The following is an 11,713-nucleotide window of genomic DNA, read 5'->3' as shown; positions in this document are numbered from 1 at the left end:
GTACTCAGAAACAGGCTTTATCGCCTAAAAAAATTACGAAAACGATGGAGTAAACTGGCGATGTCCGGAATTACCCTTATCATTGTGTATAGCAATCTGCAAAATGAACAGGAAACATTTTCTTTCTTTTATGGCGATGGCGGGCGCAACATTTCCGGCATTAAAGTCTTTTGGAAGCCCGGAAGGATCAGATCCGGCAGTGCCGGTAAAAATCCCCGGCTATTTAAAGGCAGGGGATGCCATAGGGATCACTTGTCCGGCGGGCTTTATTACCATGGCAGAGATCCTGCCTTCCGTTCAGCTGATGGAAAGCTGGGGCTTCCGCGTCAAGATAGGGAAAACCGTAGACCGGAGGGATTTTACTTTCGGGGGCTCAGATCAGGAAAGAACGCAGGACATGCAAAACATGCTTGACGATCCGGATCTAAAAGCCATCATGTGTGCCAGGGGAGGCTATGGGGCCGTTCGCATCATAGACCAGTTGAATTTTGACCGCTTTGTGGCCAGTCCGAAATGGATGATCGGCTTTAGTGATGTGACGGTATTACATTGCCACCTCAACCGCAAATACGGAATTGCTTCTATACATTCTAAAATGTGCAATAGTTTTCCCTCAGACTGGACGCTTGCAGATCCAATGCAGATTGAAACGATCCTTTCTATCCGGCAGGCATTGAGCGGAACGCTCTTGAAGTACGCAGCGCCTCCCAGTCCTTTTAACAGGCCGGGTAAAGCAGAAGCTGTGCTTGTTGGCGGGAACCTCAGTATCATTGAAACGCTGGCGGGCAGTAAATCTGATTTAAAGACGGAAGGTAAAATTCTGTTCCTGGAGGATACCGGAGAATACCTGTACCGGCTGGACCGCATGTTCTGGAACCTGAAACGGACCGGGAAACTGGAGCAGCTGCAGGGGCTGATCATTGGAGGCTTTAAAGTAAAACCCGATGATCCCGGTGAAGAATTCGGCAAAACCCTTTACGATATTGTACAGGAAAAAGTAAAAGACTACCACTATCCGCTTTGCTTTGATTTCCCCGTTGGACATCAAAAGAACAACTTTGCCCTGAAATGTGGGGTCAGACATAGCTTTGAAGTCAATGCCAATGGCAGCAGCCTGACTTCCTTGTCCTAATTTTTCTTTTTTTTTCCAAACCAGGACCTGACCTTGTTAAACAAAGAAGCGACCTTTTCTTTGGGCTTTTTCGTGTACTTGCTGATCAGATAGCCGGGGCTGTACTGATGAATATAGGTCTTTACCCCATTTTTTATGGAGTCTTCATGCAGCTGAGTATCGGTCTGAAGTTCCCTTTGCTTATTTTTAAGATCCGTTAAATTGTGAATCTCTTTGTAATCGTAAATTTTTCCCATCTATCTGTCTATACGTGTTCCACATGGTCATTGTAATCGTCCTGGTCAAATCCAAGACTGATGGCATTGCTCAGGCGGTCCTTAATGTTTTCTAAATGATCCATCTTATTTTCTGCTCCATCCTGAAGATTCTTGCCCAAATCATTTAATGAAAGGCTCAGGTCATCACGGGTATCACTTCCTTTTTCCGGAGCAAGTAATAAACCCAGGGCAGCACCGGCGGCCAGCCCTGCAAATACTCCCAATAGTATTCTTGTATTTTCGTTCATAAAAAATTTATTGTTCTTCGTCCATTATAAACTGTAACAAGGGCAGATTTGTTTTTAGAATTCCTAACTTTAGACAATTATCATAGATATCTATAACCCTTGAGCACTATTCCTTCTATAAAGCTGTCTGAGCTGACGAGTCAAATCCAACAGGTAATTGATGGGGCTTTCGGACATAAAACATTCTGGATCATTGCAGATATCACCAATTACACCTATAAACCTCAAAGCAATTACCATTATTTTGAGCTGGTGGAAAAGGATAAAACGGCCGCGAAGATCCTGGCAAAGGTCTCTGGCAGGGCATGGGGTAACGCCTCGCTGAACATCAGCAATTTTGAGAAAGCAACCGGCCAGAAATTCAAGAACGACATCAATGTATTAATTCAGGTTTCGGTACAGTATAATCCATCTTTTGGCCTGCAGCTCAATTTATTGGATATCGATACCAATTTCACACTGGGCTTATTTGAGCAACAGCGTAAAGAAACCCTGGAAAGGCTGGTCCGCGAGAATCAGGCCTTTATCAAAAAAGCAGGAGAGGGATACATCACCAGGAACAGCGAGCTGGCACTCAATCAGGTGATCCAGCGGATTGCAGTCATTTCTTCGGATACCTCTGCAGGGTTTCAGGATTTTAAACATACCCTCGAGCACAACCCATTCGACTATAAATTTCATATTGACGATTACTTTGCCTTGGTGCAGGGCGATGGAAACGCAAAACAGTTCCTCGCCAGGATCATTGAAGTTTTCGAATCACAGAAACCCTATGATGCCCTGGTCATCATTCGCGGAGGTGGCGCACAGACTGACTTCCTGATTTTTGACAATTATGAACTTAACCGGGCAATCGCCAAATTTCCCATTCCGGTCATCACCGGGATCGGGCACCAGAAGAACGAGACCATCGCCGATCTGATGGCACATACTTCTACCAAAACACCTACCAAAGCCGCAGAGTTTATCATTGCCCATAACCGGGCTTTTGAAGACAACCTGATTGGTACACAGAAAATGATCCTGATCAAGACCTATCAAATGATCAATCACCATAAAGACAGGCTGGTGAGGCTCAACCAGATCACGATCAATACCACCCGCAACCTGTTGCATGAACACCATAAAACCATCATGAATTTATCGGGAATGATCCTGACCAATCCAAGGATCATCATTTCCAACAGGCGGAAAGACCTGAGCAACCTCCAGCTCAACCTGCAGTCTTACAGCAAGCTGTATTTTCTGAATAAAACGGCACACATTGCCCATTTTCAGTCGGTCATGAGGATCATGAGCCCGCAAAATATCCTGAACAAAGGATTTGCCATCATAAAAGTAGATGGAAAGATTGCCGGGAATGCAGACCAGATTGAGGTGGGTACAGAATTAACAGTGAGGTTGGCAAACTCCGAAATAAAAACAATTGTAAAATCTAAATCAGCATACGATGAAAACGAATTTAACTTATGAGTTGGCTTATAGGGAACTTGCCGAGATTGCTCAGGAAATAGAGACAGAATCGGTTTCTGTGGATATTCTTGCAGAAAAGGTAAAACGGGCATCCGAACTCATTGAATTCTGTCAGAACAAGTTGCGGGCAACAGAGACTGAAGTAAATAAAATCATTAAGCAAATGGAGAATCAAAAGTAGTATCTTAGTCAGATTCGTAAACCATTAAAGCTTAAACAATATGTCTACACAAGGGAATTTTAATGCCGAACAAGAAGAAGAGTTTTTCAATAAGATTGACCAGGTTTATGATTTAACGGAGGCCTCAGATTTTGATGCTGCAGAACAATTGTTGTTGCAGATCGATGGTTCCATTTCAGGGCCTAAGGAGAACAGTAGCGTGGGAGGGGTGGTGCTCGACAGCATTTACTCTTTTTATGAGCAGACAGGAGCACTGGAAAAGGCCTTGCCTTTCTTCCTGGAAGAGACTGATTATCTGAAAGAAAAAATGAATCATCAAAAGATCAGCTCGACACGTCATTTCTTAACTACCGGAGCAATCTATTATGCTTTAAAAGAGCTGGACCATGCCCGTACTTATTTTGGCATTGCCTATGAAAAAGAAGGCAGCAGGATCTTTCAGGATGAGAACTCAGATTACCTGAGAATCGCTTTGATGGATGATGCCGAATTTGAAGCCTTTAAAACGGACTTCGTTCCGAACAAAGACGAGGAACAGCTGGAACTCACAGAAGAACAGCAGGAATTGCTGGACCAGTACTGTGAAGAAGGAAATGCAGAGATGGACAAAGAGAATTTCTCCGGAGCCATTGCCGCATTTAACAAAGCGCTGGAAGTTTTACCCGCACCAAAAGACGACTGGGAAGCCACAGCCTGGATTTCAGCTTCTATTGGGGATGCCTATTTCAGCGAGAAAAAATACAAAGAAGCTTTAGACCATTTACACCGTGCGTACCAGATTTACGGTGCTGAAGATCCCAGTGCATTTGTATTGCTGCGTATGGGACAAAGTTACCTTGAGCTTAACGAAGAAAAACATGCCACAGATTACCTGCACCATGCCTATAAACTGGAAGGGAAGGAGTTATTTGAGGACGATAAGAAATACCTTAAATTTTTAAGCTCGAAAGTGAAACTATAACCAGTTATTGCTTTTGTACCAGCTCACGGTTTCATGGAGGCCTTTTTCAAGGTCATATTCCGGTTCGTAGCCCAGGTCAGCTTTTGCATGGTCGATATTACAAGCCCAGTTGATTGCGGTGAGTTCGGCCATCTTTTCCTTATTAAGAGCAGGAGTATTCCTGCTCTTTGCATAAAATACATCCATTAAAGTTGCCATAGCCCCTACAATAGGTACCGGCAGGTGGAATTTGAAAGTCTTTTTATGCAAAGACTTTTTGAGGTAATCTGCCAGGGCATAGCGGTTATAAATCTTACCATCTGAAATGTTGTACTGTTTGGAAACCAGCGGAGAGAACAGCGCTTTCACGAGTATGGCAGCAAGGTCTTTGACATAAACAAAGCTCAGTTGCTGTGTAAAACTGCCGATATGAGGCTCCAGTCCTTTATTGATGCTGTTGAACAGGATAAACAAATCTTTTTCCCTTGGACCGTATACCGCCGTAGGGCGGATCACAATCAGCGGAAGTCCTGGGATTTCAGCAAGGTATTGTTCTGCCAGTAATTTGCTCGCCCCATAATTGGTGACGGGTTTTCCGGCGGTATCGTCCTGAATCTCGGCAGTCAGATCACTCAGCGGCCCCAAAGCAGCCAGGCTGCTCACAAATACAAATTTATGCAGGTCTATCGCAGCAGTGCTTGCCGCCAGGGCCAGGTTTCTGGTATATTCCGCATTTATCTTATTATAGGTTTCCTTTGTCTTTGCTTTGGTGATCCCGGCAACATGAATGATGTAATGGTACTGCTTTTCCTCCAGTGCGCTTTTAAGGCGGTCTACGGAACTATAATCCAGGTGGGTATATTCTATGTCAAACTCCTTTAAATGTGATCTGTCCGTGTCCGGACGAACTGCAGCATAGACTTCTAATCCGGCAGCCAATGCTTTATTGATCAAATGATAACCAACAAAGCCTGTCGCTCCGGTAATCAGTACCTTTTTCATCTGGGATCTGTTTTTGTAGGATGGTTTAATGATGATCTGAATCAGGCATTAGCGGAAGGCCAATGCCTGATCTGATTATATTGATTTTTCGAGAATTCTGTATTTACGGTACAGCTTGCCATTGATCTGTTCAATTGCGCTGTTTACCAGGGTATTGTGTTCCAAAGTCCAGGATGCTTCTGCATACTCAAACTTTTTCTCCTGAAAGGTCTTAATGGTCAGTCCGTACAGACAGGCTTCGATGCCCATTTTACGGTAACCGTCCATCACACCCAGGGCCATAATTCTAAGGCCTTTGATTTTCCGTTTGTACCATAACAACTTGATTAGTCCCCATGGGAATAAACGGCCTCTTTTAACTTTGATCAGCGCCTGGTTAAGGTCGGGAACAGAAAGCGAGATCGCCACCATTTTTCCTTCCTGTTCTGCGATGTATACAAAGTCGGGGTCGACAATCATTTTCAGGTCTTTGGCTAGATAATCGAATTCCTTATCTGTTGCCGGTACAAAACCTGTATTGTGGTCCCATGCCGCATTATATACTTCACGGACTTTCACTACCTCATTCCAGAAATCTTTCATATTGATCTTTCTGATGATAATGTTGTTGCGTTTCAGACGTTCCTGAATGGCTTCCGCCAGTTTTAAGGAGCGGTCATTGTACTCACCTGCAAGAAATTTATAAGCCCTTAAATCTACCTTTTTCGCAAAACCGGCATCTTCTAAAAGCTGCAGGTAATAAGGTGGGTTATAAGGCATCATGGCTACCGGAGGGCCATCGAAACCTTCAATTAATAAGGCACAGATGTCGTTGGTGGAAAAATTCAGCGGGCCAACCATGCTGGTCATGTTTCTTTCTTTCAGCCATTTCGCTGCCACTTCAATCAGCTGATTGGCGGTTTCCTGATCATTGATGCAATCAAAGAAACCAAAGTGACCTTCCGTCGTATTGTCTTTCTTATTGTGGTTGTTGTTTTGAATGGCCGCAATTCTTCCCACAACCTTATCTCCCTCGTAGGCAAGGAAACATTGTAAAGTGGAATGCTCATGAAAAGGATGCTTACCAGGGGTAAGCATGTCACTTTGTGCAATAAATAATTCCGGAACATAGTTCGGGTCATTTTTATGCAAATCATGTGGGAAATCAATAAAAGCGGCTAATTTCTTCTTGTCGTTTACCGCAACAATGTTTCTCATATTTCTACCTGAGAAGGTTTTAACTGTACTTCTTTAGCAGCTGACGCGATCTTTTCAACGGCCTCTTCAATCTGTGCGAAAGTATGGGTAGCCATTAAAGAGAACCTGATCAGGGAAGCATCTGAAGGTACAGCCGGAGAAACTACCGGGTTTACAAAAATCCCGTTATTGCTCAGGATATTGGTAATCATAAAGGTTTTATCATTATCCCTGATGTATACCGGGATGATCGGGCTATCGGTATGGCCGATATCAAAACCTGCCTCTAACAATAGTTTTTTAGCATGGTTTGTATTTGCCCAAAGCTGGTCAATGCGTTCCGGCTCTGATTCAATGATGTCTAAAGCAGCAATTACACTCGCTACTGCCGAAGGTGGCATACTTGCACTGAACATCAGGGAGCGGGCCCTGTGTTTCACATATTCAATGGTTTCCTCTGTTCCGGCGATGAAACCTCCCAAAGAAGCAAGGGATTTAGAGAAAGTACCCATAATCAGGTCAACCTGATCGGTAAGACCGAAATGAGAAGCTGTTCCTGAACCATTAAATCCGATTACCCCTAAACTATGGGCATCGTCCATCATGATGTTTGCACCAAACTCTTCTGCAATTTTAACAATCTCAGGTAAGTTAACCAGGTCACCTTCCATGCTGAAGATTCCGTCGGCAACGATCAGTTTAGCGGAGTCTTCCGGTAAACGGCTGAGCTTCTTGCGAAGATCATCCATGTCGTTATGTGCATATTTAATAGATCTTGAAAAAGAAAGACGGCTTCCGTCAATGATCGAAGCATGGTCATATTCATCCAGGATCAGGTAATCGTTTCTGTCCAGGAGGCAAGAGATCACACCCAGGTTTACCTGGAATCCTGTGCTAAAAAGAACGGCAGCTTCCTTGCCAACGTAAGCAGCAAGTCTTCTTTCCAGTTCTATATGTATGTCAAGTGTTCCGTTCAGGAACCTTGATCCGGCACAACCCGTACCGTATTTATCAATTGCAGCTTTTGCTGCTTCTTTAATTTTTGGGTGATTTGTCAATCCCAGATAGGAGTTAGAGCCAAACATCAGCACCTTTTTTCCATCTATAACCACCTCAGTGTCCTGTGCTGATTCTATGGCCCGAAAATAAGGGTATAAGCCTTTTTCCTTGATTGCTGTAGCGTCTTTAAAAGCGGCTATCCTATCGTGTAATTTTTTGCGCATGCTAGTACTGTATGTTTAGATCACTGAGCTTTTGTTGATGTGTTGTTGGTTTCGCCGAAAAATTATTAGCTCTGTATTTAATAATTTCTCCCTGGGTTTAGCTTGTTAAATTTGACAAATTTGTCAAATACAAAAAAACTTATCAAATCTAAGATCATAAACACAGAAAACAAAACTTGAGGCCATCCAAGTTTGAATATATTACTTTTTAAAACAAAAATTACAATTTTCTTATAATTTCTATAGGTTATAGCCCCAGTAAAGTACAAATCCTTCACATCAATTGTCAACCAAGTATACAATATTGATACCAAAAAATAAAGTGATTTTTAAAAAGACGTTATAATTCACCGGGTTAAATTTAAAAAGCCACCTCATGTTCCCCAATAAATCGGTCCGGAGCGGACTGATCTAAAGATTTTGTGTATTTTTGAAGAAAAAAGATTAGATGAGTACTATTAATGTGATACCAACCTTCGAGAATTTTACAGAATTTTACCAAAAAGCCGTTGAACCGCTAAAGCAGGAGAACGTCGCTTACATAAGATTGGATGGAAAGCTAAAAGGAGGAACACGAAATATTTTTGCCTATTTCTGGTATAAAGATAAAAAATGGAGTGTATCCGCGGATACCTTTATCGACAGGCTGAAGATTGCTTTCGAAGCAGCTCAGAAAACAGAAGAACCTTTTGTGATCAAAGCTACCCGTGACCAAAAAGGAGAGTCTCTATCGATCAAAGGACAACCGATCAGAAACAACAAATTCAGTGTCTACAAAGTAGGAGAGAGATAATCCTGCTGATCAGGCCATAAAAAAAGCGATAAGGTAATGCCTTATCGCTTTTTTTATGGAAACAAAGAGGGATTAACCTTCTCTTTTTACATAAGTTTTGTTTCCGTTTTTATTGATATAGTATTTTCCACCGCGTGGACCGGTTAAAATTTCTTCTCCGTTTGGTCCTTTCAGGCTTCTGTCAACTGTTGGCTTGTAATCTTTTGGCGCTACGGTCGAAGTGGCTTCTTTTTTTACCTGAGCTGCTGTAGTTTTTGTTTCTTTTACTGCTGCAGCTGCTTTTTCCTTATTGGCAGAGTAACGCTTATCCGGTGTGCCATCTTTTTTCAGGCCCGGAGTCGCAGTTGCTTTCACTTCTTTTACCACTTCTTCCTTTTTAGCTGCAGCTTTTGTCGCCGCTTTTTTCGGAGCCTCAGCAGCTACATCTTTTGCATTCGCGTAACGTTTGTCGGGTGTGCCATCTTTTTTAAGCTTTGTACCCGCTGCCACTGCCTGGTCTGCAGCTTTCTTCGTATCCGCTTTTGCGGCTTTCTTGGCGGCTGCTGCCTCTTTTTTTGCTGCTGCAGCTTCTTTTTTTGCATCTGCAGTGGCTTTGCTTACTTCTTTTTTAGCCTTTTGTTTTTGAGTCGCAACGGCTTGTGCAGGCTGGGCTGTTTGTGCCATACCCAAACTCACACAGAAGCTCAGGATGGTCAGTAATGAAAGTAGTTTTTTCATGGTTTTCTTTTTTGATACGCTGTTTTATAAATTCTTCTTAATTTATTTTTCTGTTGGCTTTACAAACATTAAACCAATTTAACATATTAACAGGAAATTTCTACCAAAAAACTAGAATATTTTGCAGTAATTTTCTTGGTATCAACAGCCTACAATCCTTTCGGGCCTTTCTTGTCGCCGGAAAATTTTATATCTTGCTACAGATTTAGCCCATTTAAACCTTCAATTATGGACCAGCGCATCATCAACCTCTACGACGAATACACGCATAGCGGCATCAACAGAAAAGATTTTCTAAAGAAACTTGCCATCCTGACCGGTAGTACGGCCATGGCTTTAACTGTGCTTCCCTTACTGGAAAACAACTATGCTGCTGCAGCGGAAACCGATGATGAAAACCTCAGCTTGGAGAACATTACCTATCCCGGGGTAGAAGGCGAAATGAAAGCTTTCCTGGCTAAGCCAAAAGGAAAAAAACATTTGGGCGCAGTATTGGTCATTCATGAGAACCGGGGATTAAACCCGCATACCATAGCGGTCACAAAAAGGGTCGCTGCTGCAGGTTTTTTAGCCCTGGGAGTAGACGCACTGTCCCCTTTTGGGGGCACACCTGCCGATGAAGACAAAGCAAGGGAGCTCATCGGTCAGCTGGATCCGGATAAAAACCTTCAGAACTACCTCAAAGGACTGGATTATTTAAGAAAACATAAAGACGGAAACGGAAAAGCAGGTTGCGTTGGCTTTTGCTGGGGTGGAGGAATGGCCAATAAACTGGCCGTAAATGATCCTAAACTTCTGGCCGCTGTAGCTTATTACGGGGCACAGGCAAAAACCGAAGAGGTAGGAAAGATCAAAGCCAGTATCCTGCTGCATTATGCCGGGCTCGATGAGCGGATCAATGCCGGAATTCCTGCCTATGAAGCCGCATTAAAACTTCAGCACATCCCATACCAGTTGTTTATATACGAGGGCGTGAACCATGCTTTCAACAACGATACTTCTCCGACAAGGTACAATGAAGCGGCTGCAAAGCTGGCTTGGGGCAGAACCATTGAGCTGTTTAAATCGAAGTTGTCATAATCGGAATTTCAATGACCACAATGGTTCCCTGTTCCGGTTTCTTCCGGATCTCCATGTTTCCTTTGAAATAGGCGATCCTGGAACGGATGCTTTCCAGTCCGATTCCCGCTGAGCCCGGGGAAGAGGGAAATTCAATCCCCTTGCCATTGTCTTCCACAATGATGTTGACATGGTCGCTGTGTTCGACCACTTCCAGGTAAGCATTGTTCGCAGAGGCATGCCTGACAATATTGGTGAGCAGCTCCTGAATGATCCGGTAAAGGTCGTTCAGAAAAGGAATGGGATAACGTCCACAGGATTCAAATCCAATGATGGCGTATTCTAATGCTGTTTTTTCTGAAATATTGATTTGATAGGCCAGGTCTGTCAATACTTTATTCATGCCGTATTTTTGAATGCCCCATGGACTCAGGGTATGCCCTAAGGTCCGGATGGACTGGGCAACATGCTTCAATACCTCTTCTGCTTCTTCCAGTTTTTCTTTCGCGCTTTCCTTTACATATCCTTCAGCAGTCAGCACCGAAGAGATTTGCCAGCTGGCGATGGAAAGCATGCTGCCGACATCATCGTGCAGCTGATCTGAAATCCTGCGCCGCTCCAGTTCCTGGGTATCGATAAAGCCCGACGTTATTTCCTGCTGTTTGATGTTGATGGCCTGCAGAAGTGCTTCCCGCTCCAGGCGGTAGCTGTTAAATTGCTGAGCAAGGTAAAAAGTTAAAATGATGACTTCCAGGATCAGTCCGGTTTGCATCCCAAAGGCAGAAAGGTAAGCATTGCCGGTTTCTGTTGAGCCGGCATGAATCCATACCTCTGCCAGTCCGAAGAAAACCAGGGGAAATGTGGCAGCGAGGTAAAACCAGGTTTGTCTGTTTTGGGCTTTGATTTTGAGGCTTACACTGGCGAGGATGAGGATGCAGGCAAAAACTGCGGGCACTGGCATTAGTTCCGGGGAGTTCAGGTTGTGGTCATCTTTATCCATGAGGATCCAGAAACAGATCAGCAATACATATAGAATATAGTAGAGGTATAAACGGTCCTTTATGCTGATGAAAAGAAACAGGCAGAAAAGCAGAAGCACGATCACTGCACCGGAAAGAATGCCATTGATCAGCTGGTGGTCTGGTTTTGTAAATGCGCTCTGGTATTCATCCGCTTTCTGCGCCCGGAAATCCTCAGCAGGGGATGGGGTATCAGCCCCCTTTGTCCCGGGATGAATGTTCCGGTCTCCTGACATAAAAATGCCTGTGGCCTTAGCCGGAATTACAGGATGTGCTACCGGATAAGCAGAATTTCCGCCTAAAAAAAGAAAAAGAAGGAGGGCGCCAGCGCAAAATTTCATATATTTTTCTTGAAATCAGCAACAATTCAAGGGTAAGATTAACCAAAGATTTTAACATTTAAAAGAAATATCCCTGATTTATATCCTTTAAACTGCAAAGGCTTCCGATAAATCCCCCTGGCATCAGTCCCTGGCTTGCAGTCAGATAATGA

At 43.6% G+C, this 11,713-nt stretch carries 13 protein-coding genes; 6 read left to right on the top strand and 7 right to left on the bottom strand.

Features of this window, described 5'->3' with window-relative positions:
• Window positions 1–103 precede the first annotated feature (103 nt).
• Window positions 104–1,132, top strand: coding sequence for an LD-carboxypeptidase (locus DBR43_RS28780; RefSeq protein ID WP_124586775.1), 1,029 nt, complete (start codon window positions 104–106; stop codon window positions 1,130–1,132).
• Here the strand turns inward: DBR43_RS28780 and DBR43_RS28775 are convergent.
• Together DBR43_RS28775 and DBR43_RS28770 are read right to left on the bottom strand one after the other, a co-directional pair.
• On the bottom strand, window positions 1,129–1,368 hold the full coding sequence (locus DBR43_RS28775) for a hypothetical protein (protein ID WP_124586774.1): 240 nt from the start codon (window positions 1,366–1,368) through the stop codon (window positions 1,129–1,131). The genes DBR43_RS28780 and DBR43_RS28775 overlap by 4 nt on opposite strands.
• Before the next feature lie 8 nt (window positions 1,369–1,376).
• Complete coding sequence (locus DBR43_RS28770) at window positions 1,377–1,637, bottom strand: YtxH domain-containing protein (protein ID WP_124586773.1); 261 nt, start codon at window positions 1,635–1,637, stop codon at window positions 1,377–1,379.
• Between the two features lie 99 nt (window positions 1,638–1,736).
• On the opposite strand from DBR43_RS28770, the gene xseA reads away from it, so the two are divergent.
• From xseA to DBR43_RS28755, 3 genes are read left to right on the top strand one after another with little or no spacing between them, the layout of a single operon-like run.
• On the top strand, window positions 1,737–3,110 hold the full coding sequence (xseA, locus tag DBR43_RS28765) for an exodeoxyribonuclease VII large subunit (protein ID WP_124586772.1): 1,374 nt from the start codon (window positions 1,737–1,739) through the stop codon (window positions 3,108–3,110).
• Window positions 3,088–3,291, top strand: coding sequence for an exodeoxyribonuclease VII small subunit (gene xseB / locus DBR43_RS28760; RefSeq protein ID WP_069381539.1), 204 nt, complete (start codon window positions 3,088–3,090; stop codon window positions 3,289–3,291). The genes xseA and xseB overlap by 23 nt, the downstream gene beginning before the upstream one ends.
• A 40-nt stretch (window positions 3,292–3,331) precedes the next feature.
• Entirely contained in the window at window positions 3,332–4,252 is a 921-nt protein-coding gene (locus DBR43_RS28755; RefSeq protein WP_124586771.1) for a tetratricopeptide repeat protein, read from the top strand.
• Here DBR43_RS28755 and DBR43_RS28750 read toward each other — a convergent pair.
• The 3 genes from DBR43_RS28750 to spt all read right to left on the bottom strand — a co-directional run bounded on the left by DBR43_RS28750 (window position 4,247) and on the right by spt (window position 7,632).
• Window positions 4,247–5,233 (bottom strand): NAD-dependent epimerase/dehydratase family protein, encoded by a 987-nt coding sequence (locus tag DBR43_RS28750; protein WP_124586770.1) that lies wholly within the window; start codon window positions 5,231–5,233, stop codon window positions 4,247–4,249. The genes DBR43_RS28755 and DBR43_RS28750 overlap by 6 nt on opposite strands.
• Before the next feature lie 75 nt (window positions 5,234–5,308).
• On the bottom strand, window positions 5,309–6,430 hold the full coding sequence (locus DBR43_RS28745; RefSeq protein ID WP_124586769.1) for a hypothetical protein: 1,122 nt from the start codon (window positions 6,428–6,430) through the stop codon (window positions 5,309–5,311).
• Complete coding sequence (gene spt, locus DBR43_RS28740; RefSeq protein ID WP_124586768.1) at window positions 6,427–7,632, bottom strand: serine palmitoyltransferase; 1,206 nt, start codon at window positions 7,630–7,632, stop codon at window positions 6,427–6,429. Before spt ends, DBR43_RS28745 begins: the two co-directional genes overlap by 4 nt.
• A 448-nt stretch (window positions 7,633–8,080) precedes the next feature.
• Between spt and DBR43_RS28735 the strand changes: the two genes are divergently transcribed.
• Window positions 8,081–8,425 (top strand): hypothetical protein, encoded by a 345-nt coding sequence (locus DBR43_RS28735; RefSeq protein ID WP_124586767.1) that lies wholly within the window; start codon window positions 8,081–8,083, stop codon window positions 8,423–8,425.
• Window positions 8,426–8,497: 72 nt separating this feature from the next.
• Here DBR43_RS28735 and DBR43_RS28730 read toward each other — a convergent pair whose 3' ends face one another.
• A complete protein-coding gene (locus DBR43_RS28730; protein ID WP_124586766.1) occupies window positions 8,498–9,142 on the bottom strand; it encodes a hypothetical protein in 645 nt (214 codons plus the stop codon).
• A 228-nt stretch (window positions 9,143–9,370) separates the two neighbouring features.
• Between DBR43_RS28730 and DBR43_RS28725 the strand changes: the two genes are divergently transcribed.
• On the top strand, window positions 9,371–10,222 hold the full coding sequence (locus tag DBR43_RS28725) for a dienelactone hydrolase family protein (protein WP_124586765.1): 852 nt from the start codon (window positions 9,371–9,373) through the stop codon (window positions 10,220–10,222).
• Here the strand turns inward: DBR43_RS28725 and DBR43_RS28720 are convergent.
• The gene (locus DBR43_RS28720; protein ID WP_124586764.1) at window positions 10,203–11,561 is read right to left on the bottom strand and encodes a 7TM diverse intracellular signaling domain-containing protein; all 1,359 of its coding nucleotides are present in this window, start codon (window positions 11,559–11,561) and stop codon (window positions 10,203–10,205) included. The two genes, DBR43_RS28725 and DBR43_RS28720, sit on opposite strands and share 20 nt — an antisense overlap.
• Window positions 11,562–11,713: the final 152 nt, after the last annotated feature.

Origin of the sequence: Pedobacter sp. KBW06 (assembly GCF_003852525.1) — a bacterium.
Taxonomy (GTDB): Bacteria; Bacteroidota; Bacteroidia; order Sphingobacteriales; family Sphingobacteriaceae; genus Pedobacter.
The sequence above is the reverse complement of the archived record's forward strand: the minus strand, read 5'-3'. Positions and strand labels throughout refer to the sequence as shown.